This is a genomic window from Vibrio pelagius, assembly GCF_024347575.1.
GTDB lineage: Bacteria > Pseudomonadota > Gammaproteobacteria > Enterobacterales > Vibrionaceae > Vibrio > Vibrio pelagius.
The window spans coordinates 2,033,590-2,056,521 of the sequence record NZ_AP025503.1; the positions used below are offsets into that span (position 1 = coordinate 2,033,590).

19 protein-coding genes and 1 pseudogene are annotated in these 22,932 nt (G+C 45.3%); 7 read left to right on the forward strand and 13 right to left on the reverse strand.

The genetic code is table 11. From position 1 onward, the window contains the following. The first annotated feature begins 151 nt into the window (after positions 1 to 151). Complete coding sequence (locus vsple_RS08790; protein WP_255230441.1) at positions 152 to 562, forward strand: H-NS family histone-like protein; 411 nt, start codon at positions 152 to 154, stop codon at positions 560 to 562. Between the two features lie 538 nt (positions 563 to 1,100). On the opposite strand, the gene vsple_RS08795 is transcribed toward vsple_RS08790, so the two are convergent. Both vsple_RS08795 and vsple_RS08800 read right to left on the reverse strand, forming a co-directional pair. Next, positions 1,101 to 2,405 (reverse strand): inosine/guanosine kinase, encoded by a 1,305-nt coding sequence (locus vsple_RS08795; protein ID WP_255230440.1) that lies wholly within the window; start codon positions 2,403 to 2,405, stop codon positions 1,101 to 1,103. 102 nt (positions 2,406 to 2,507) lie between these two features. Further along, positions 2,508 to 2,777, reverse strand: coding sequence for a hypothetical protein (locus vsple_RS08800; RefSeq protein ID WP_032552095.1), 270 nt, complete (start codon positions 2,775 to 2,777; stop codon positions 2,508 to 2,510). A 205-nt stretch (positions 2,778 to 2,982) separates the two neighbouring features. Here vsple_RS08800 and mnmA point away from each other — a divergent pair, with 205 nt between their 5' ends. The 3 genes from mnmA to purB all read left to right on the forward strand — a co-directional run bounded on the left by mnmA (position 2,983) and on the right by purB (position 6,273). After that, positions 2,983 to 4,119, forward strand: a complete 1,137-nt coding sequence (mnmA, locus tag vsple_RS08805) for a tRNA 2-thiouridine(34) synthase MnmA (protein WP_261881775.1) — start codon at positions 2,983 to 2,985, stop codon at positions 4,117 to 4,119. 23 nt (positions 4,120 to 4,142) lie between these two features. Continuing rightward, positions 4,143 to 4,760 carry a high frequency lysogenization protein HflD gene (hflD, locus tag vsple_RS08810; protein WP_261881776.1) on the forward strand — a complete coding sequence of 206 codons (618 nt, stop codon included), beginning with the start codon at positions 4,143 to 4,145 and terminating at the stop codon, positions 4,758 to 4,760. A 142-nt stretch (positions 4,761 to 4,902) separates the two neighbouring features. Then, the gene (gene purB, locus vsple_RS08815; RefSeq protein WP_150894097.1) at positions 4,903 to 6,273 is read left to right on the forward strand and encodes an adenylosuccinate lyase; all 1,371 of its coding nucleotides are present in this window, start codon (positions 4,903 to 4,905) and stop codon (positions 6,271 to 6,273) included. 242 nt (positions 6,274 to 6,515) lie between these two features. Here the strand turns inward: purB and htpX are convergent, their stop codons facing one another. Further along, positions 6,516 to 7,379, reverse strand: coding sequence for a protease HtpX (gene htpX, locus vsple_RS08820; RefSeq protein WP_261881777.1), 864 nt, complete (start codon positions 7,377 to 7,379; stop codon positions 6,516 to 6,518). Positions 7,380 to 7,655: 276 nt separating this feature from the next. Between htpX and vsple_RS08825 the strand changes: the two genes are divergently transcribed. Next, the gene (locus tag vsple_RS08825; protein WP_261881778.1) at positions 7,656 to 7,823 is read left to right on the forward strand and encodes a hypothetical protein; all 168 of its coding nucleotides are present in this window, start codon (positions 7,656 to 7,658) and stop codon (positions 7,821 to 7,823) included. A 99-nt stretch (positions 7,824 to 7,922) separates the two neighbouring features. On the opposite strand, the gene bioD is transcribed toward vsple_RS08825, so the two are convergent. The 4 genes from bioD to bioB are packed head-to-tail and all read right to left on the reverse strand — an operon-like array spanning position 7,923 to position 11,609. Further along, on the reverse strand, positions 7,923 to 8,606 hold the full coding sequence (gene bioD, locus vsple_RS08830) for a dethiobiotin synthase (RefSeq protein ID WP_255230437.1): 684 nt from the start codon (positions 8,604 to 8,606) through the stop codon (positions 7,923 to 7,925). Continuing rightward, positions 8,603 to 9,406: a malonyl-ACP O-methyltransferase BioC gene (gene bioC / locus vsple_RS08835; protein ID WP_261881779.1), complete on the reverse strand. Its 804-nt coding sequence runs from the start codon at positions 9,404 to 9,406 to the stop codon at positions 8,603 to 8,605. The genes bioD and bioC overlap by 4 nt, the downstream gene beginning before the upstream one ends. Then, complete coding sequence (gene bioF / locus vsple_RS08840) at positions 9,407 to 10,570, reverse strand: 8-amino-7-oxononanoate synthase (protein ID WP_261883158.1); 1,164 nt, start codon at positions 10,568 to 10,570, stop codon at positions 9,407 to 9,409. Beyond that, positions 10,557 to 11,609, reverse strand: a complete 1,053-nt coding sequence (bioB, locus tag vsple_RS08845) for a biotin synthase BioB (protein ID WP_261881780.1) — start codon at positions 11,607 to 11,609, stop codon at positions 10,557 to 10,559. Before bioB ends, bioF begins: the two co-directional genes overlap by 14 nt. 162 nt (positions 11,610 to 11,771) lie before the next feature. Here bioB and bioA point away from each other — a divergent pair, with 162 nt between their 5' ends. After that, a complete protein-coding gene (gene bioA / locus vsple_RS08850) occupies positions 11,772 to 13,049 on the forward strand; it encodes an adenosylmethionine--8-amino-7-oxononanoate transaminase (RefSeq protein WP_261881781.1) in 1,278 nt (425 codons plus the stop codon). Positions 13,050 to 13,131: 82 nt separating this feature from the next. On the opposite strand, the gene serS is transcribed toward bioA, so the two are convergent. From serS to lrp, 5 genes and pseudogenes are all read right to left on the reverse strand, one after another. Beyond that, positions 13,132 to 14,439, reverse strand: coding sequence for a serine--tRNA ligase (gene serS / locus vsple_RS08855; RefSeq protein WP_255230433.1), 1,308 nt, complete (start codon positions 14,437 to 14,439; stop codon positions 13,132 to 13,134). A gap of 143 nt (positions 14,440 to 14,582) precedes the next feature. Next, positions 14,583 to 15,932: a replication-associated recombination protein A gene (locus vsple_RS08860; RefSeq protein ID WP_261881782.1), complete on the reverse strand. Its 1,350-nt coding sequence runs from the start codon at positions 15,930 to 15,932 to the stop codon at positions 14,583 to 14,585. Positions 15,933 to 15,975: 43 nt separating this feature from the next. Continuing rightward, positions 15,976 to 16,572, reverse strand: a complete 597-nt coding sequence (lolA, locus tag vsple_RS08865) for an outer membrane lipoprotein periplasmic chaperone LolA (RefSeq protein ID WP_150894081.1) — start codon at positions 16,570 to 16,572, stop codon at positions 15,976 to 15,978. An 83-nt stretch (positions 16,573 to 16,655) separates the two neighbouring features. Beyond that, positions 16,656 to 19,682 (reverse strand): DNA translocase FtsK 4TM domain-containing protein, encoded by a 3,027-nt coding sequence (locus vsple_RS08870; RefSeq protein WP_261881783.1) that lies wholly within the window; start codon positions 19,680 to 19,682, stop codon positions 16,656 to 16,658. Positions 19,683 to 19,811: 129 nt separating this feature from the next. Continuing rightward, positions 19,812 to 20,307: pseudogene (gene lrp / locus vsple_RS08875) on the reverse strand (leucine-responsive transcriptional regulator Lrp). A gap of 174 nt (positions 20,308 to 20,481) precedes the next feature. On the opposite strand from lrp, the gene ald reads away from it, so the two are divergent. Next, on the forward strand, positions 20,482 to 21,606 hold the full coding sequence (ald, locus tag vsple_RS08880) for an alanine dehydrogenase (protein ID WP_255230414.1): 1,125 nt from the start codon (positions 20,482 to 20,484) through the stop codon (positions 21,604 to 21,606). A gap of 108 nt (positions 21,607 to 21,714) precedes the next feature. Here the strand turns inward: ald and vsple_RS08885 are convergent, their stop codons facing one another. Then, the gene (locus vsple_RS08885; protein ID WP_261881784.1) at positions 21,715 to 22,917 is read right to left on the reverse strand and encodes an SAM-dependent methyltransferase; all 1,203 of its coding nucleotides are present in this window, start codon (positions 22,915 to 22,917) and stop codon (positions 21,715 to 21,717) included. Between the last annotated feature and the right edge of the window lie 15 nt (positions 22,918 to 22,932).

The following is a 22,932-nucleotide window of genomic DNA, read 5'->3' on the forward strand; positions in this document are numbered from 1 at the left end:
ATATCTTAAACTTGGGACTTCATCGGTTTTTCTGAAAGTTCCCCTATTTTTTAATATTTAAATTAATTCTGAACAGAAATACTGTTTGTGTTCTTTAATACCTCTGTTTATTATTAAGAGGATTAATTAATTTATCTTGATGGGAAATATCATGTCTGAATTAACAAAAACTCTATTAAATATCCGTAGCCTTCGTGCATTCTCACGTGAATTAACTCTTGAGCAACTAGAAGAAGCACTAGACAAACTGACTATCGTTGTGCAAGAGCGTCAAGAAGCTGAAGCTGAAGAACGTGCTGCTCGTGCAGAACAAGAAGCAAAACTAGCGGCTATCGCTGATCAAATCGCTAAAGATGGCATCGACGTTGCAGATCTAATCGCGGCTCTTTCTGGTGAGTCAAAAGCTAAAGGCGCTAAATCTAAACGTGCACCACGTCCTGCTAAATACAAATATGTTGATGCAAACGGTCAAGAGAAAACTTGGACTGGTCAAGGTCGTACACCTTCAGCGATCCAACAACAACTTGATGCTGGTAAATCTCTAGAAGATTTCGCTATCTAATTATTAGCATTCAAACTCATATAATAAAGGCCTACTTAGATAGGCCTTTATTTTTATCTGTACTAACTATCAATCACACACTAGTCCAAAAAAACAGTAGCAACAATCCCCCCAACTCTTGCTACTCGCGCCTGAGCTCAGAATAAACAGAGTGACAACAACCAATTTCACTGGCTCAAATTCAGGCATTTATAGAATCTAATACCAAAGTATATACCTGTGAATGTTATTCCATTCAGAAACATTGAATAATAAGATCGTCAATAGCAATCGCTGCTGTGTAATAGTCTCATTATTTTTATGTATATACACGCACATGATAATCATCGCGGCTTTATGCATATAGTATATTGAAGTGTTCTTGTTAAGACCTGTATGACAGTGTCTACATAAATAATCACTATCAGCTGCTATTGCTATTAATCAATTGGGTTCCAACGTTTCGAAATCTTAATCTAACGTGCCATGATTAATAGAATAAAAAAACCTCAAACTGGATTTGAGGTTTTTAGAAAATTTGTTGTTCAACCGTGAGAGGTTAACGCTCCCAGTATGCTTCTTCTAAACTGTCTTCACGTTCAGGAAGACCGCGAGATAAACGTGGAGAGTGCTGAACTAACACCTCATAACTCGCACGGTTTGAATATTTACATACCTGTGAGAATGAAGAGTAAGTCAAAAATGAGTGCTGATGCTTACTTGAATTTGGTACGTTCTCTTTATGGTACTTATTTGCAGCCATATCGTGTAGCAACGCAGATAACGCAGCATCACCCGCACCATTGGTGTTCTTAATTTTCTCAGGACCACCCATGTAAGGGGCGATATGCGAGTAAACTTTAATAGGAGATTCACACAACGCTTTATGCGCAGGGCGACTGAATTCAAAACGGTTGAATTCAGCAATAGAACCCGGTAGCAACGGTAAGGTCGTTTCGCGCTTCGCAGACTCTTCTGTATAACCAGCCATAAACAGACCTACTGGACCTGCGGTACATAGAACCAAATCTACCCAATCCAAAGTTTTATCTGAAGCAGCGAGAGGATCGCTTTCACCTGTTAGGGCTTCGGCTTCATCTTCATTCATTGCAACAACCGTTACATGTTGCTCTAAGAAGTCTTTCCAAAACTCAGGGTCATCTTGAATAACGAACTTAGTACCTAGCGTCAGTACCACTGGCACATCGTATTTCTTCGCGTACTCAATCGCTTTCATTGTCGCTTCAGGCATAGGGTCGCCTGGCTTACAACGAACGAGGTATGCGGTAAGAACTAACGCAGAAGCACTTTTAAAAATCTTCTCTGGAATGCTGTCTGGATTTAACTGGTTCATTTGACCTTCGCTGATTGCAAAGGTGCGTTCCCCATCTTCAGTGATCAAAGCAAAGCAACGACCGATTGCGCCATCTACCCCTTGTAAATGGTTCAGATCCATTCTGCTTGATGTATTACATAGGTAACGGTAACCGTAGCTGCCGATTTTGATATCTTGGCTCATTACACCCAATAGCGTTGAGCGGTCATCCGCTAACACTGAGTAGTTGTGTAGCGTGTTACCAATGGTGCCACCAGCGTATTCATTAGTAATCAGACACTGCTCTTTTAGCTCTTGGTATAGAGACTCTGCTGCTTCGTCATTGATAACGAGAGAATGACCTTTACTTAAACCATACTTTTCAATTAATTCTGAACTCACTTTCGCTTCGATATCCACCAAAGTTTGGTCAATACCAATAATATGAGTGCGAGACATCTTCTTGCTGTTTTGAGATTGGCTCACTAATGGGTCACGAGCATGAACCGGAAAATAGTGCTTTGATTTACGTTGTCCAGGAAATTTCATAAGGCTAGTCTAAGTCAAGGGGAAATAGGGGGCGGATTCTACCGCGCTATATTTAGCGCGGCAATCACTCAAACTATAGCAAACGTTTGCATGAGTATTTTTTTATTCGCCTTCCATAAAGCTTAGATCTGGCAGCATATCCAGATGTTCTGCGTAACGCTTTTGGTTAAATTCAGCGTTGTTCTTCATGACATCAAATACTTCGATGGCAAGTGCACATGCCATCGCTGCAATCGCATCTTCACGAGAGTGCCCGGTCATCATCAAACGCATTAAAGTCTCTTTCACCTTAATCGGTTGTCCGTCTTCTAGCTGATTTTCAATAATCTCAATCAACTGCTCTTCTTGCATAAATTCATCTTGTTCAGACATTTTTTCATCTCAGGTCTTGGATTTTCAGCGACTATGCCACATATAGGTCTGACATCCTAGCGACTCGCTTCGCTTTCATCAGGTTCCTAACGAAATACAAGCGCACTTCTTGTACAAAAGAAACTGTGATTCCGGTCTCGGATCTGTCACGTTGTTTCTCTTTCTGTTAGAATCTGCGACCAAGTAATAGTAACGGTGTTTAGACATGTCAGATATCAGCTCTGGAAACAGCCAAAAGAAAGTAATTGTCGGTATGTCCGGCGGTGTAGATTCGTCAGTTTCGGCGTATCTTCTCCAGCAACAAGGCTATCAGGTAGAAGGCCTTTTCATGAAAAACTGGGAAGAAGACGATAACGAAGAGTACTGTACGGCAGCTGAAGATCTTGCGGATGCGCAAGCGGTTTGTGACAAGCTAGGTATCCACCTTCACACCATTAACTTTGCTGCAGAGTACTGGGACAACGTATTCGAATACTTCCTTGCAGAATACAAAGCAGGTCGTACGCCAAACCCAGACATTCTTTGTAACAAAGAGATCAAATTCAAAGCCTTCCTTGAATTTGCGGATGAAGTACTAGACGCAGACTACATCGCAATGGGTCACTATGTTCGTCGTACTTTCCCAACTCAAGAAGAGCTAGATGCAGGTAAAAAGCCTGAAATGCTTCGTGGTCTAGACAGCAACAAGGACCAAAGCTACTTCCTATATACGCTTAGCTCAGACCAAGTTGCGCGCAGCCTATTTCCTGTAGGTGAGTTAGAAAAGCCAGAAGTACGTAAGATCGCAGAAGAGCAAGGTCTTATTACTGCGAAGAAGAAAGATTCAACAGGTATCTGCTTCATCGGTGAACGTAAATTCACTGAGTTTCTAGGTAAATACCTACCAGCACAGCCAGGTGACATTGAAACACCAGAAGGCAAAGTGATTGGTAAGCACAACGGTCTGATGTACCACACACTAGGTCAGCGTAAAGGCCTGCATATCGGTGGCACTAAAGGCGGCGGCGGCAACGAAGCTCCATGGTTTGTTGGTGAGAAAGACCTTAAACGCAACGTATTGATTGCAGTACAAGGTAAAGACCACCCTCTTCTAAAATCGGAAGGTTTAATTGCGTCGCAACTGCACTGGGTAGACCGCGCACCAATTACTGATGTTTTGAAGTGCACAGTAAAAACTCGTTACCGCCAAACAGATATTCCTTGTACAATCATTCCAATTGACGATGAGAACATCAAGGTTATCTTCGACGAGCCTCAAATTGCAGTGACTCCAGGTCAGTCAGCAGTATTCTACCAAGGCGAAGTTTGTCTTGGTGGCGGCATCATCGAAAAACGCATCTAATAAAAAGAACTAGGAGTTACTACGTGGCCAACACACTTTATGACCGTACAATCGCTTTCGCTGGAATCTGCCAAGCAGTCGCTTTGGTTCAACAGGTAGCAAAAGACGGCTATTGTGATAAAGATGCCTTTGAAGCTTCACTCAGTGCGATTTTAAATACTAATCCAGCGAATACTGTGGGCGTATTTGGTCGCGAATCCAACTTAAAGCTTGGTCTAGAGTGCCTAGTAAAAGGTATCGATAGTACTCCTGCAGGCAGCGACATCACGCGTTACATCATTAGTTTGATGGCACTAGAGCGTAAGCTGTCAGGTCGCAATGACGCAATGTCTCAACTGGGTGACCGCATTCAAACCGCGGAACGCCAAGCTGAGCACTTTGATCTTTTTGATGATCAGATGATAAGCAACCTAGCGAGTATCTATCTTGATGTGGTGAGCCCTATTGGTCCACGCATTCAGGTTTCAGGTACACCTTCAGTCCTTCAACAGACATCAAATCAACACAAAGTACGTGCCCTGCTTCTTTCTGGGATCCGCAGTGCCGTTCTTTGGCGTCAAGTAGGAGGCAAGCGTCGCCACCTAATCTTCGGACGCAAGAAGATGGTTGAGCAAGCTCAAATCCTCTTAGCAAGAATGTAATACACCAGCTCGCGCACTGTCGCGAGCTTATTCTTTGTACCAAAACAATTCTCACGCAAACGTTTGCGCAATGTGCGTGACAAACTGCAAAGTTACTGGTATAAAGCTCACAAAATTTAGAAACTCAATTCAGGAGAACACCATGGAACTGTCAGCATTGACTGCTGTTTCACCAGTAGACGGCCGTTACGGAAGCAAGACAACTGCACTTCGCAGCATCTTTAGTGAGTTTGGTCTACTAAAGTACCGCTCTATCGTTGAAATTCGTTGGCTACAAAAGCTTGCGGCAACAGACGCAATCGCAGAAGTACCGGCATTCAGTGCAGAAGCAAACAAGTTTCTAGATGAACTAGCAGCAAACTTCTCTGAAGAAGATGCAGCTCGCATCAAAGAGATCGAGCGTACAACTAACCACGACGTTAAAGCGGTTGAGTACTTCCTTAAAGAGAAAGTAGCTGGTGTTCCTGAGCTTCACGCTGTAAACGAGTTCATCCACTTCGCTTGTACTTCAGAAGACATCAACAACACGTCTCATGCTCTAATGCTAAAAGAAGCTCGTGATGAAGTGATTCTTCCTGAAATCCAAAACATCATCGATGCTATCAAAGCACTTGCTGTTGAATACCGCGACATCCCTCTTCTATCTCGTACACACGGCCAACCAGCTTCTCCATCAACAATGGGTAAAGAGATGGCAAACGTGGCGTACCGTATGGAGCGTCAATACAAGCAAATCGCGAACGTTGAAATCCTTGGTAAGATCAACGGTGCTGTAGGTAACTACAACGCTCACCTTTCTGCTTACCCAGAAGTTGATTGGCACCAGTTCTCTGAAGAGTTCATCACTGAGTCTCTAGGCGTAACTTGGAACCCATACACAACTCAAATCGAACCACACGATTACATCGCTGAGCTATTCGATGCAGTTGCACGTTTCAACACAATCCTAATCGACTTCGATCGTGACGTTTGGGGCTACATCGCTCTAGGTCACTTCAAGCAGAAGACAATTGCTGGTGAGATCGGTTCTTCAACTATGCCTCACAAAGTTAACCCAATCGACTTTGAAAACTCTGAAGGTAACCTAGGTCTAGCTAACGCTGTATTCGGCCACCTAGCACAAAAACTGCCTATCTCTCGCTGGCAGCGTGACCTAACTGACTCTACGGTTCTTCGTAACCTAGGTGTGGGTGTTGGCTACGCGATCATCGCATACACTTCTACTCTGAAAGGTATCAGCAAACTAGAAGTTAACCGTGAAGCACTACTTGCAGAGCTAGACCAAAACTGGGAAGTTCTTGCAGAACCAGTACAAACAGTAATGCGTCGCTACGGTATCGAGAAGCCATACGAGAAGCTAAAAGAGCTAACTCGTGGTAAGCGTGTAGATGGCGAAGCAATGCGTAACTTCATCGACGGTCTTGAGCTTCCAGAGCACGAGAAAGCACGTCTGAAAGAGATGACGCCAGCGAACTACATCGGTCAAGCAATCGAGCTGACTGACAAGCTGTAATTCGAGATTCGAATAAGATGATATGAGAAGGCTTCCCTAGTGGAAGCCTTTTTTGTATCTGTTAGCAGTTGCTAACGACGTGAGTGGCAAACCTAAACTGAATTAATCTATTAATACAGACGTAAGCCTAAACAACCATCAACCGGGCACGTTAAAGCAGTAGATTCATCAATGAAAAGCTATTACTTCCGTAATAAAAAGGCTTCCCGAAGGAAGCCTTTCAATCTTGAATCCAATTAAGATTACATGTTACGCAGAGACGCGATACGCTTGTCTAGCGGTGGGTGGCTCATTAGCAGCTCACTCAGAGACTTCTTACCATTGATACCAAACGCCATCATCGAACCTTCAAGCTGTGGTTCATGACTTACTTTTAGACGCTCTAGAGCAGCGATCATCTTCTCTTTACCCACTAGGCGCGCTGCGCCTGCATCTGCGTGGAACTCACGGTGACGGCTGTACCACATTGTGATGAAGCTCGCTAGGAAACCAAAGATTAGCTCAAGAACAATAGACACACCGAAGTACACCATCATGTTGCTGCCACCCTCTTCTTCGTTGTCATTAGAAGCAACGATGTTCGCGATGAAGCGAGACAGGAAGATAACGAATGTGTTCACAACGCCTTGCATCAAAGTCATTGTTACCATATCACCGTTTGCGATGTGGCTAACTTCGTGAGCAAGTACCGCTTCAGCTTCGTCACGAGTCATGCTGTGCAGTAGACCCGTTGAAACTGCAACCAATGAATCATCGCGTTTAGCGCCTGTAGCAAATGCGTTGATATCTGGTGAATCATAGATAGCGACGGTTGGCATACCGATACCTACTTGTTGAGCTTGGCGGCTTACCGTTTCCATCAGCCAATGTTCTGTTTCATTGCGAGGGCTTTCAATCACCATACCGCCAACAGAACGTAGAGCCATCCCTTTTGACATCATCAAAGAAATAAAAGAACCACCGAAACCGAATACGGCAGCCATTACGAGCAATCCAGACAGGCTGCCAGGCTGCATCCCCGTTACAGCGTATACAATATTAAGAACAACACTTAGTACCAATACAACCGCTAAGTTGGTTGCAAGGAACAACATTACTCGCTTCATTACTTATCTCCGCATGAAAGCTGCTTTATAAAAACTTATCATTATAGACAAAGCGAACAGGATGAATGTCGCGCTTTGAACACTTCTATTTACTTATACATATAGTCTAAGAATTAGAAAACAAGGTTAAGCATTAAATTGCAACATTTAATTACTAGACCGTGTTCGACTTAGACTTGGGCATTAGACCTAAGTCGTATAGAGAACATCGACTGATCCGTTTACAGTGTGCCTAGATAATTTATTGGCTAGTCCGAGTAACAAAAGGAAAGGATCATGGTTGAAGGTACTAACACTCAAATGGCTATTGATTTACTGTGTTGTCACTTAGGTATCACTGAGGAAGAAGCAAAAAAACAGATTGGTATCGTGACGCCAGAGGCTGCACATAATAATATTACAGAAACACAACAAGCATTGATGGGTCTTACAAAAGACCACTAATACTGCTTGGCGGTCTTCTGGCTTAAGAGATCGACAGATAAAGGAAAGGGCTGCATATTTGCAGCCCTTTGTAATTTTTAATTGGTCACTAATTGCTCGTTACAGCATCATTAGAGGTTGTACATCAATATACTTACCAATGTTCTTAGATTTTGCTTTCGGTACATAAGGGATCTCACCCAATTTCGGAGCACCTAGCTTATCTTCTAACATTGCGATGATGTCTGCGTAATGCTCAGTACCTGGATTGATTCGGTTTGCAACCCAACCCACCAGATTAAGACCATCTGCACGAATGGCTTCTGCTGTTAACAGAGCATGGCTTAAACACCCCAGTTTGATCCCCACCGTCAATACAACGGGAAGCTGCTCTTTCTTCACCCAGTTAGACAAGCACACATCATCCGATACGGGTACGCGCCAGCCACCAGCACCCTCAACCAACACAAAGTCAGAATTCTGCTTATGTTGCTCCAGTTTTTGAGAAAGCACCGCTTCATCGATGACGACACCATCACGCTTAGCTGCAATGTGCGGAGAAGCCGGAAGCATTAACGCGTATGGATTAACATCATCGTATTCGATGTCTTGAGTTGCCGCTTCTTGAAGGTGAAGAGCGTCGCTATTACGCGCACCTTCTGGGTACTGTTCACAACCCGCAGCGACAGGCTTATAGCCAATCGTTGTTAGCTCTTTCGCGGCAAAAGCTTGTAAGATCGCTTTTGACACGACGGTTTTGCCCACTTCGGTATCCGTACCTGCAATAAATAATGCATCAATCATAATTGAATAACCCCTAAACAAACTTGATATGTTGCTGGTAAGAAACCTTGATGGTTTTGAAATGTTCGATACTCTTGCTCGACAAGCTGCAGCATTCTTCTACTGGTCAGACCTTGTGAGCGCCCACTTACGTGGTTGGCACCAATCCCCTTAAGGTCGCGCATTAATTCAAACGCTGAATCGTACCATACTGTGATGGAGGGCAAGTCTAGTAGATGGTGGACACAGCTAGATTGCGCTAACGCAATTTTTACCTGATTGGCGGTAATAAAGTGGTTGACGTGTTGATGTGAGTCAATTTTACTCCATGCCTTTTTCAACTCGATCAGAGAGCCATCTAACAAGGTAGAAAAAGCAATAGAGCCACCTTGGCGTGTCACTCTCTTCATTTCTCGCAACGGCATGGAGAGATCATCACACCACTGTAGAGCCAAGCTAGAGAACACCAAATCAAAACGGTCATCCTCAAACGGTAAGGCTTCAGCATCCGCTTGCTGATAAACAGCTACGCCATCTCCACATCTCTGTTTGGCTTGTTCTAACATTCCTAATGACAAATCTGCGCAAACAACCTTAGCTCCTCGCTCAATAAGTCGTTTGGAGAAATAGCCTGTCCCACACCCTAGATCTAATACCTGGTAACCAGTTAGATCGTTAGGTAACTTATCGAGAAGGCGCTGACCTACGTCACGCTGAAATTCAGCATGTTTATCGTAATTTTTAGCAGCTTTTCCGAAGGCATCTGCAATCGCCTTTTTATCTTGGACAGTGTAATTCTCTACAACGGCTTGCTGTGACATTTACTCTACCTCTCGTTGCGTTTCTAGCGCACTTTTTAACGAATGAGTCAGCTGGGACATTTGCTCTGGACTATGATTGGCCGTCAATGTAATTCTGAGACGAGCAGTCCCTGCGGGCACTGTCGGCGGACGAATTGCGGTCATCCAGATACCACTCTCTTTCATTCGATTTGCAATACTAATAGCATGCTCTGACTGGCCGACCATAAATGGCTTTATTGGTGTATTGGTTTCGATGTAGCCCGTTAGCCCTTTTACACCTTCATGATAAATCGCCTGCAGCTCATTCAATTTATCTCTGCGCCATTGCTGGGTCTGTATCATTTGACATGCGGTGCTTAACGCAAAAGCTTGAGCCGGTGGAATCGCCGTTGAGTAAACGTGATGCCTTGCGAACTGGGTCAAGTAATTCCCGACCTCTTTACTACAAAGAATCGCTGCACCAGACAAACCAAAAGCCTTACCAAATGTCACTACGAGTAACTCCGGTTTTACTCCTGCAGCTGCACAGCTCCCTGCACCGTATTCGCCCAATATGCCAATACCATGAGCATCATCGACGGCTAACCAAGCGTCGTTCTGCTTAGTCACTCTAGATATTTGATTCAATGGCGCTTGGTCACCATCCATACTAAAAACGCCTTCAGTGACCACTAATGCATTTTCTGAACCAGAAAGCTGCGACGCCAAATGAGCCACATCATTATGCTTGAAGCGCTTCATTTTCGCAGGAGATAACACCCCTGCTTCCATAAGCGACGCGTGATTCAAGCGGTCTTGAATGAGAGTGTCGTTTTTATCGAGAAGGGAAAACAACAACGCTTGATTTGCGCTAAAGCCCGAGCTGAACAGAATTGCACGCTCATAGCCTAACCATTCGCACAGCTGGGACTCTAGATTTTGGTGCGCTGCGCTAAAGCCTGTCACCAATGGTGAAGCACCACTACCAGCCCCATATCGACTCAACCCATCCTGCCAAGCAGAAACCAGCTCCGGATCATTCGCCAAGCCTAAATAATCGTTGCTAGAAAAGTTGCTGTATATCTTAGAGTCCAACTCAACTTCTGAGTGGCTCACCGGATTAAGGACATTAAGCTGGCGATTAAGCCCTTGCTGAACACGATCAGTAAGGGCTTTTTGAATACGAGAGTTAAACGCTGGCATCGTAGAACATGTCATCTTTCGTTGGACGAGCCGCAACGCGCTCAACCACTCGATCTAACAGTTCGTTTTCTTGAATTTCGTCTGGCTTTTGAGCCACTTCTTGGCTATTGATACCCAGTTTCTTGAATAGCTGCATATCGGTGTCTTCATCTGGGTTTGGTGTAGTCAGTAGCTTACAACCGTAGAAGATAGAGTTGGCTCCCGCCATAAAGCACATCGCTTGCATCTGTTCATTCATGTTTTCACGACCTGCAGACAGGCGAACCGCCGATTTCGGCATCATGATACGAGCAATTGCAATAAGCTTGATAAAGTCGAAAGGTTCTACGTCATCGACGTTTTCCATCGGCGTACCTTTCACTTTTACTAGCATGTTGATTGGCACACTTTCTGGATGAACAGGGAGGTTTGCAAGTTCAACAAGTAAGCCGGCACGGTCATTGGTGCTTTCACCCATACCGATGATACCGCCAGAACAGATCTTCATGCCTGCATCACGAACGTGAGATAAGGTATCTAGACGGTCTTGGTAAGTACGAGTCGTAATGATGCTACCGTAGAACTCAGGAGAGGTATCCAGGTTGTGGTTGTAGTAATCCAAGCCTGCGTCCGCTAATTCACCCGCCTGCTCCGGCGTTAACATGCCCAGCGTCATACAAGTTTCTAGACCCATACCTTTTACGCCTTTGATCATTTCTGTTAGATGAGGCATATCACGCTCTTTCGGATTCTTCCACGCAGCACCCATACAGAAACGCGTAGAGCCTGCGTTTTTCGCTTTTTGAGCCGCATCGAGCACGCGTTCAACTTCCATCAAACGCTCTTTATCAACATCAGTGCGGTAGTGAGCACTTTGTGGACAGTATTTACAGTCTTCTGGACAAGCACCAGTTTTAATAGAAAGAAGTGTACTCACCTGCACGTGGTTGTGCAGTTGGTACTGTCTATGAACAAGTTGAGCTTCAAACATCAAATCCATAAACGGTTTTTCAAGCAGAGCCTTTACTTCAGCTACTGTCCAGTTATGACGAACTTCCACGTGTCGATCCTTTTCTTTTATCTTATTTTTGCGCAAATCCAGTTTGAGGTTTTGCATTTATGCTTGGCTAGTCTACCGACAAGCTTTAGACTGTCAACACATTGATAAAAACAAAAGTTTACAACTGGTTAATATTTAATCAAACCAAATATGGAAATCGCTATGGATCTCGCCTTTGATCGCCAGCACATCTGGCATCCCTACACTTCGACCCTCACACCTCTGACCTGCTATCCGGTTGTGGGAGCCAAAGGGGTTTTACTCGAAATGGAAGATGGGAAGCGAGTCATTGATGGTATGTCTTCTTGGTGGTCCACCATTCATGGATACAACCACCCGGTGTTAAATGACGCTGCGCACAGTCAAATCGATAAAGTCTCACATGTTATGTTCGGTGGTATTACTCACCAGCCGGCAATCGACCTATGTAAGAAGCTGCTAAAGCTCGCACCTAGTAATTTGGAACATGTATTTTTGGCAGACTCGGGCTCAGTCGCTGTTGAGGTGAGTTTAAAGATGGCGTTGCAGTACTGGCATGCAAAAGGACAACCGCGCTCCAAATTCTTAACACTAAGAGATGGCTACCATGGTGACACCTTCGCTGCGATGTCCGTGACAGACCCAGAAAATTCCATGCATAGCCTGTACAAAGGGTTCCTGCCGGAACATCTCTTTGCAGCTTCTCCAACAACGGGCTTCTGGGATGAGTGGAACCCGGACGACATCAGCAACTTCAGAGAAAAACTCAGCACCCATCATCAAGAAATTGCAGCAGTGATCTTGGAGCCCATCGTGCAGGGCGCCGGCGGGATGCGTATCTATCATCCAGAGTTTCTAAAACAGGTGAGAGGACTGTGTGATGAATTCGGTGTGCTGTTAATTCTTGACGAAATTGCCACAGGCTTTGGCCGCACGGGTAAGCTGTTTGCCTGTGAGCATGCCGATATTCAACCGGACATTCTATGTGTCGGCAAAGCACTGACTGGGGGGTATATGACCCTTTCCGCAACGCTTGCAAGCAAAGAGGTTGCTGATACTGTGTGTGGCGGTGAAGCCGGATGTTTTATGCACGGTCCTACCTTCATGGGCAACCCACTCGCGTGTGCCGTTGGTGCCGCAAGTCTTGGGTTAATCGAACAAGGTGATTGGCAGTTACAGACGAAACAGATCGAATCACTTTTCTCAGAGCTGCTTCCAAAACTCAAACAACATGAGTTGGTCAAAGACGTTCGTTGGTTGGGCGCGATCGGTGTCGTGGAGACTCACACACCCGTTGATATGGAAGCAATACAAGCCCACTTTGTTGAACAAGGGGTGTGGATCCGACCTTTCGGGAAACTGATTTATATGATGCCTCCATTTATCAGCGAATCGCATCATATCGAGAAATTAGTCACCGCCATTGATAGTGCACTCCAACGACCAGAGTGTTTTCAATAACCTAACAACTTTTAACAATGGTTAGATTCAGGCAATAAAAAACCCAGCGCGCAGGCTGGGTTTCAATTCAAAGGTTAAATCATTAACCGATATGCGTTACGCCGCCCATGTACTTCTGAAGCACTGTTGGGATTGCGATACGGCCATCTGCTTCTTGGTTGTTCTCTAGAATCGCAACCATTGTACGACCTACAGCAAGACCAGAACCGTTTAGTGTGTGTACAAGCTCAGGTTTCTTCTCGCCTTTACGACGGAAACGTGCCTGCATACGGCGAGCTTGGAAGTCCCACATGTTTGAACAAGATGAGATTTCACGGTAAGTCTCTTGAGCTGGAACCCAAACTTCTAAGTCGTAAGTTTTCGCAGCGCCGAAGCCCATGTCACCGGTACATAGAACCACTTTGCGGTAAGGAAGCTCTAGAAGTTGTAGAACTTTCTCAGCGTGACCTGTTAGTTCTTCTAGTGCAGCCATTGAATCTTCAGGCTTAGTGATCTGTACAAGTTCAACTTTGTCGAACTGGTGCATACGGATAAGACCACGAGTATCACGACCGTAAGAACCTGCTTCAGAACGGAAACAAGGCGTGTGAGCTGTCATCTTAAGTGGCAGTTCAGCTTCTTCCGTAATGGTATCGCGCACTAGGTTCGTTACTGGAACTTCTGCAGTAGGGATAAGCGATAGTTTCTTAAGAGGAACGTCACTTACTTGCTCAGTTAGCGGGCTTGTGTGGAACAGGTCTTCACCGAACTTAGGTAGCTGACCAGTGCCGTATAGGCTGTCGTGGTTCACTAGGTACGGTACGTACATCTCTGTATAGCCGTGCTCATCAGTGTGAAGGTCTAGCATGAACTGAGCAATTGCACGGTGTAGACGCGCAAATTTACCCTTCATTACGATGAAGCGAGAACCAGAAATCTTAACCGCGCTTGCGAAATCAAGACCACCAGAAAGCTCACCAAGATCAACGTGATCTTTTACTTCAAAGTCGTAAGTCTTTGGCTCACCCCAACGAGAGATCTCTACGTTGTCGTCTTCGTCTTTACCTGCTGGTACTGAATCGTCTGGCAGGTTAGGAATTGCCATTGTGATCGCTTCAAGCTCACCTTGAAGATCGGCTAGTGCAACTTTAGCTGCGTCTAGTTCAGAACCTAGGTTACCTACTTCTGCAAGGATGCGCTCAGCTTCTTCGTGATCGCCTTTCGCTTTTGCTTGGCCAATGGACTTCGAGCGAGAGTTACGTAACGCTTGCAGTTCTTCAGTTTTCATTTGAAGGGACTTACGTTTTTCTTCAAGTTCACGAATTGTCTCTACATCAAGGTCAAAGCCTCGACGTGCTAATTTTGCCGCTGTTTCATCCAGCTCAGCTCGAAGTAATTTAGAATCCAGCATTGCTAATCCTATGCTTTAGTTATTTGAATATTCAGTAGCTTGACCACTGAAACACCACTAAACCGCCAAAACTGATGATTATTTCATCATTTTTTAACGATTTAATCTGAATTTTATGACTAGGTTAAGATATCCAAAAAAGGCTACTTTTCATAGCGTTTTTGTGGGCTTTTTGCGTCCAAATCCGCCAGATAATCTAGCTTCTCACCAATCTTGGTCTCTAAGCCTCGTTTTGTTGGGAAATAGTACTGACGCTCACCCATTTCTGGTGGCAGATACTTTTCCCCTGCTGCGTAGGCCCCAGGTTCGTCATGAGCATAACGGTATTCTTGCCCATAGCCCATGTCCTTCATCAAACTTGTTGGCGCATTTCTTAAGTGATGAGGCACTTCGTACTCAGGTAAGTTATGTGCATCGGTAAGTGCTTGCTTCCAGGCAGTGTAGACAGCGTTACTCTTTGGTGCACAAGCAAGGTAGACAACCGCTTGAGCAATCGCTCGTTCGCCTTCTGCAGGACCAATACGAGTAAAGCAATCCCAAGCCGAGATCGCAACCTGCATGGCTCTTGGGTCAGCGTTACCGATATCTTCAGATGCAATCGCCAACAGACGTCTCACGATGTACAAAGGGTCACAGCCAGCAGCAATCATACGAGCCGACCAATACAACGCAGCATCTGGGTTTGAACCACGAATGGACTTATGCACTGCTGAAATCAAGTCGTACCAAATGTCGCCTTTGTTATCAAAGCGAGCCACCTTCTCACCAGCGACTTCTGCTAGCAATTGAAGCGTAATTGACTTGCGGCCTTGCTCATCATCCTCAGCCATATCGTAAAGTAGCTCAAGATAGTTGAGTGACATGCGCGCATCGCCATTCACTAACTCAGCTAAACGATCTAATACGTTGTCTGCAAAGTGGGCACTTACATCACCTAGACCACGCTGTTTATCTTCAATGGCTTGGCGAATGACAAGAGAGATATCATCAGTATTGAGAGAAGTCAGTTTGTAGACACGCGCACGTGATAACAGTGCATTGTTGAGCTCAAAAGACGGGTTTTCGGTTGTCGCTCCAATAAAGGTAACGGTGCCATCTTCGATATGTGGTAAAAACGCATCTTGTTGGCTTTTGTTGAACCTGTGCACCTCATCCACAAACAAAATAGTTCGACGACCCGCTTGCTTGTTCTCACGAGCTTTATCAATCGCTACGCGAATGTCTTTCACACCCGAAGTCACCGCTGACACTCGCTCGACTTCAGCATTGGCATAATTCGCCGCCACCTCAGCTAACGTCGTCTTTCCGGTACCCGGTGGCCCCCATAAGATCATGGAGTGAATATGCCCAGCTTCGAGCGCTCGACGCAGAGGTTTACCGGGTCCCAGAATATGCTGTTGACCGATGTATTGCTCGACGGTTTCTGGTCTCATACGAGCAGCAAGGGGACGAAAATCTTCGTCCCCCGAAAAGTCTAAACTGTAGTTACTCAATGGCTATCTCTTGATTCGCGATTAAATGGACGACACTAAAGAATCAGTTTCTTTGGTCGTCAACTTCGACACCCTCTGGGGCGACGAAAGTAAAACGATCACTGCTTGGCTTACCAAGTTCAACATTACTGAATGTGAACTCACCTTTTTGACCGTCCTGCTCAATGACATTAAAGCCTTGAACGATGCCTTTGTCGTTGATCTGAATTTGGAAATCTCCTTGATTCGAATCAACAGCCGTTGGCTTGAGTGTAAATTGGTTACCTGATTGGGTTACATCGTAGTTATCCCAATCGCTCTGCTGGTTACGAGTCAGCAATACAAATGGCGTTTGCGCGGTTGCTTGTTCTTGCCAATAGATACTGACTTGCTCAATAAATGGGCTGTAGTACCAAAGGCTTTGACCATCAGAGACCAATAGGTTTTCATCTGGGAAGGTGGTTTCCCAGCGGAATAGGCTTGGGCGTGCAATTTCTACTGTACCCTCTCCTTCCATGACAACATCGCCATCAGGGCTTGTGACAACCTGTTTGAAATCGGCACTAAAACCTGCGTTTAGCGCGAGTCGGTTGCTCAGTTCTTCCTTCGGTGAAGCGAAAACGGAAAAACTCATAAATAGAAGTGCGAGTGCTTTTTTCATTAATTATCCTGTTACAAGGTAAATCGGCCATAAAGCTATGACCGATCATTAAGGGTTGAGTTCCTATCTACGCAATTAAGCGATTACTCTTTCGGCGGCGCTGGCGCTAATACTTCACGGTTACCATTGTGCCCTGGTGGGCTCACAATACCTTGAGCTTCTAACTGCTCAACAATACGAGCGGCACGGTTATAACCGATCTTAAATCGACGCTGAACACCCGACACCGAACCACGACGTGACTGAACCACATGCTCAACAACCTGATCAAACAGCGAGTCAACGTCTTCATCACCTTCCATCTTCTCGCCCGGAAGCAGAGTTTCTGGGGTCTGTTCGCCGTTGGTAATCTCATCGATGTAGTTTGGCTTACCACGCGCTTTCCAGTCGTTAACGACAGCATGTACATCATCATCCGATGCGAATGCACCGTGGACACGAATGGTATGACTTGAACCAGGTGGTAAGTAAAGCATATCACCCATACCCAGTAGTGATTCCGCACCACCTTGATCCAAGATAGTACGAGAGTCCGTTTTCGTCGATACGGTGAACGCAACACGAGTTGGGATATTCGCTTTAATCAAACCGGTGATTACATCAACCGAAGGGCGCTGTGTTGCAAGAATCAAGTGAATACCCGCTGCACGCGCTTTTTGTGCGAGACGTGCAATCAATTCTTCAACTTTCTTACCCACGACCATCATTAAGTCGGCAAATTCGTCAACAACGACAACGATATAAGGCAGTTTTTCAAGTAATGGAGGCTCAGGGTCCATACTATCGCCAGCTTGCCACAATGGATCATGAATTGGGTGCCCTGCTTCCGCCGCCATTTTCAGCTTATCGTTGTAGCCTTTAATGTTGCGTACGCCTAACGCTGACATTAGCTTATAACGTCGCTCCATCTCTCCCACACACCAGCGCAGTGCATTAGACGCATCTTTCATGTCGGTAACCACTTCTGACAATAGATGTGGGATACCTTCATAGATAGATAGCTCAAGCATTTTCGGGTCGATCATAATGAAGCGCAGATCTTCAGGCGTTGCCTTATACAACATACTCAAAATCATTACGTTTACACCCACAGACTTACCAGAACCAGTCGTACCTGCCACCAGCACGTGAGGCATTTTGGCGATATCAGCAATAACCGCTTCACCCGCGATGTCTTGACCCATCACGACCGTTGTTGGTGATTTAGCATCAATAAACTGCTGGCTACCCACCACGTCAGAGAAGAAGACGGTTTGGCGACTCATATTTGGCAGCTCCAGACCTACATAGGGTTTACCCGGAATAACTTCTACGACACGGACAGCCATCGCAGACAATGAACGTGCCAAGTCCATCGATAGACTTGAGATTCGACTCACTTTCACACCCGGTGCAAGGTCAAGCTCGAATCGAGTAATCACAGGGCCTGGGAAGATATCCACCACTTCAGCTTTGATTTTATAGTCAGCGAGCTTTGACTCAACCAGACGAGCAATATCTTCTAGAGCATCGCGATCAATAAAGTTGTCACGCTTTTCAGGGTGGTAAAGTAGCTCTAAAGTCGGCATCGGAGACGTTGGTTTAGGAAGATTCGGCTCTTTTTGAACCAAGAATGGATTCTGCGCTGCCGCCATATTCGCTTGCGCTTCAGAAACAATATTCTGGAACGCGGCGACATCTTGGTCTGGATGTGCAGGCTCTTCTTCCGTTACTTCTTCCCAAGGCAGGTCAATCGCCTGCTCTTCAACTTTCTCTACTTCAGTATCCGTTTCGTTCCAATGACTTTCGTCAATACTAGATTCTTGACGAGGTGTCTCTTCAAAAGCCGTTTCTTCAGCCATCTCATGATCAACAGCGGGTTGTTCAATGAACATAGGTTCTGGCACAACCTCTGGCTCTGGGTCCGAAGTAAATGAGACTGGTTCATTGTTCTGAACGGGCTCTACATCAAATCTTGATTCTTGTTCAACAACAGGCTCTGGCGCAACCTGAGGCTCCACTGGCTGCTCTTGCATATATTCTTGATAAGCCGCTTGTGAATGATGAGCTTCTGTTTGCACTTGCTCGGCTAGATCGTCTTCATCCATCGCTGCATGTTCTAGCTGCTCAATAGTCGCATTCAATTGCTTAGAACGTTCTACACCTTCTTCCAATGGTTCTTCCGGTGCGTGATAAGTTGGCTGAGGCTTTTCAGCAGGTTTTACAGCAGATGACTTAACCGCAGCTTCAGGTTCTTTTTCAGGCATATGGATATTGAAGTGGCGCTTAGGCTCTTCTGCCACTGGCATTTCAACTTCTGGCTCAGCGGTTGCCGAGAAGTGTAGACTCGGATCGCTCGTCAGTGGGTCATTGGTTTCTTCAATCTCTTCAGCAACACCCTCAACTGGCGAATTCGACGGCGCAGTGTGCAACTCATCGTGCTGTTCGGTTTCCTTAAGTTCTGGCTCCATCACCTCTTGGTCATGACCGCGCATTTTATTCACAAGAGCTGTAAATAGATGAATCGCAGTATTTCCGAGCCACTCAACAATACTGAGCCATGAGATCCCTGTAAGGAGGGTAAAACCAGCGCCCCACAGGAATAGCAGAACAAGCGTTGACCCTAGAATATTCAGAGTAGGTAACGCTAGACTGGTCATCACGTCACCAATCACACCACCTGATGAAAAGTACCAGATATCGTCAAAGTTGATATCTGCCAAGCCACAGCTGGTTAATAGAAGAATCGTGAGGCCAAGTAAACGCGTGCCCCACAACATAAAGTCGATGGTTTCATCTTCATCACGCTTACGGAACAGCACCCACGCCGCTAACGTAACAAGAATAGGCAAAGGATAAGCTAGAGAACCAAAGATAAAAAACAGTGTATCTGCCAACCAAGCACCAACATAGCCGCCTGCGTTTTGTATCTCTCCACCCCAAGCCGTTTGAGACCAAGATGGATCTGCAGGATTAAAAGTCAGCAGTGCGACGGCAAGGAGAATTGAAAACAGCACACCCAGAATCAGGCTGCACTCTTTTAAACGTTGGGTACCCGTCAAACGAGAAGACTGAGGCTCTTCACTCGTTTTGATGATTGTTTCGACTTTGTTGCCGCTCTCTTTGAACATAAACCAGCTTTATAAATATGTTTGATAAAAACTACTGTTGATTTAACCATATCAAACGGAAAAACCCAATTCCAGAAAGCAAGAAAGCGGAAACTAAGTTCCGCTTTCTTGCTGTTCGACCATTGATGACTAACGAGTTTTAATCACCAGCTGGTTGGTTTGTTTCACTTCTTCCATTACCACGTAGGTACGAGTGTCGTTCACGCCAGGTAAACGCAGCAGCGTATCACCTAGAAGTTTACGGTAAGCACCCATATCCGATACACGTGTTTTTAGAAGATAGTCAAAGTCACCCGACACTAAATGACACTCTTGGATGTCGTCTAGCTTTTGAACGGCAGTGTTAAATTGTTCAAATACATCTGGCGCACCCGCGGTTCAATGTAATTTCAACAAACACCAATAGTGATGCATCTAAGTACTGAGGATTAAGCAGCGCTGTATACCCTGTAATGTACCCTTGACGCTCCAAACGACGAACACGTTCCAAACACGGAGTCGGAGAAAGACCCACACGTTTTGAAAGTTCAACGTTCGAAATTCGACCGTCTTTTTGCAACTCATTAAGAATGTTGCGGTCGATACGGTCTAGTTCCTTGGACGGCTTCTTATAGTTGTCTGCCATTTTTTATTCCACCTTATTACTTCCTTGCAAAAAAATATACTACAACTTTTTAATATTCAGTATCAAATTTTATTTAAACATAACTATACTAGATATTAATTCGACAGAATTACCCTACAAACAGTTAATACAACTACTATAGATTATACAACCAAAATAAAATGAGGATTCAGGATGATTATTGGCGTACCTAAGGAAATCAAAAACCACGAGTACCGCGTTGGTATGATCCCAGCTAGCGTGAGAGAACTAATCTCACATGGTCACCAAGTTTTTGTTGAAACCAATGCCGGTAATGGTATCGGTTTTTCAGACGATGATTACATCGCTGTAGGCGCATCCATTCTTCCTACTGCTGCTGACGTATTCGCGAAAGCAGATATGATTGTAAAGGTTAAAGAACCTCAAGCTGTCGAGCGAGCTATGCTTCGCGAAGGGCAAATATTATTTACTTATTTACACCTTGCACCAGATTTTCCACAAACTGAAGAGCTTATCAAGAGCAAAGCTGTCTGCGTAGCCTATGAGACTGTAACAGATAATATGGGTCGCTTGCCACTATTAGCACCAATGTCTGAAGTTGCAGGTCGCATGTCTATTCAAGCGGGTGCACAAACTCTTGAGAAATCTCACGGCGGTCGTGGTCTTCTACTTGGCGGTGTTCCGGGTGTTGAGCCAGCAAAAGTTGTTGTTGTCGGCGGCGGCGTAGTGGGCGCTAACGCAGCTCGTATGGCTGTTGGCCTACGTGCAGACGTCACTATCCTAGACCGTAACGTTGATACACTTCGTCGCCTAGATGAAGAGTTCCAAGGTCGCGCTAAAGTGGTTTACTCTACTGAAGACGCTATCGAGAAGCACGTTCTAGAAGCTGACCTAGTTATCGGTGCCGTACTAATTCCAGGCGCAGCTGCTCCTAAACTAGTGACTAAAGAGCACATCGCTAAGATGAAGCCAGGCGCAGCAGTGGTAGACGTAGCAATCGACCAGGGCGGCTGTTTCGAGACTTCTCACGCAACAACACACGCAGAACCAACTTACATCGTTGACGACGTTGTTCACTACTGTGTTGCTAACATGCCAGGTGCCGTTGCTCGCACTTCAACATTCGCGCTAAACAATGCAACACTTCCTTACATTGTTAAACTAGCGAACAAAGGTTACCGTGAAGCACTTCTAGCGGACAAAGGTTTCCTAGAAGGTCTAAACGTTATCCACGGTAAAGTAACTTGCAAAGAAGTTGCAGAAAGCTTTGACCTAGAATACGTAGACCCAGCTGAAGCTATCGCAATGTTCAATTAAGAACCTGTATAGACAGTTTTGACTGACTAGCAATGTAAAAGCCAGCTTGATTCTTTTCAAGCTGGCTTTTTTATATCTTATAGCTTGCAGCGCTAGTTGGCGCCTACTTTACCTATCAGACTTCCAACCTCGAATCAGAATGTTACGTGGTGTGATGTGTCTTTCGCAAAACTGTTCAACCGACGTTTGGTAGCCCTGCTCTTCTAGGTAAAGCGCCCTATCCAAAGTTAACCACATCTCCAGTGGTCTTCTAAACACTTGCTGTACCAAGCTGAGTCGCTCCATATTACAGAAAAGCTGCTCACCTAACCTCCCATACAACTCAAAATCTAGCTCACTAGGTAAAGTGAGTTCTTTCTGCTTCGCTGCCCACCAGCAAAACGCTTCAAAGCCCTGAGACAACTCTGATTTTTTGATACTCGGAACTGGTAAATACTCTAGAACCCCAAGCTCACGCTTAATCAACTGGCTAAAGCCCAATCGAAAGCTCATCTCCAATTGACGATGCCTCTTAACACGTTCTCCGCCAGTGACGGTTTCCTGCAATGGTATTCGCAGGTCGGATTTTGATAGAGAAAGTGGTGAAGACTGTGCCACTTTTGACATGGCTTGATAGCGATCCGACTGAATCAGGTGGTAACAACACGGTGAGATCGTAACTGCAGGAAGCGAGTGGCTAACCACCTTATTGAGCAAAGTAACGTGAAGATCACCACAAGCGTGAAGCGCTACGGCATGTTGATTGTGGTTAAATACCTTATCGGAGTCCTCAGAGAAGGCGTTTCCTTGCACGAATTGCATCGGCAGCTGCTGCGCATCCGCAATCGCTTGGCCACTGTCACACAGCGATTGCTGCCATTCAAAGCTAGTCACTTGTTGCTTCGATTGTTGCGACAAAATCCGACCAAGGAACCCCTTACCAGAACACCACTCAAGCCACTCTTTTCCTTTGTGATGATTCAATACCGCTTCACTCATTAACAAGATCTGCTCAAGCTTTCGGCCTGGAATTCCAGTGTCTGCTCCTTTAGGGAGATCTAACCCTTTTCTCTTCAATGTCGATAACTCCACAGTCTCAACGATTTGAAGTAACTCAGGAAAAAATGCGTTCAACTCTTCAATTAGAGATGCTGGCTGTTCTTTAAACGCCAAGATCTGATCATGGTTAAGCGATTGTAGCCATGCAAATAAAGGTTGATTGTGGCTACGCCAAGGAAGCTCATCTTGTTGGCAAAGATGGAACGGCTCAGATCGCCAATAAACTTGGTGTTGATGAAGAAAGGAATCAAGAATTTGGAATTTGGATTGCATGCGGCCCCCTATAGT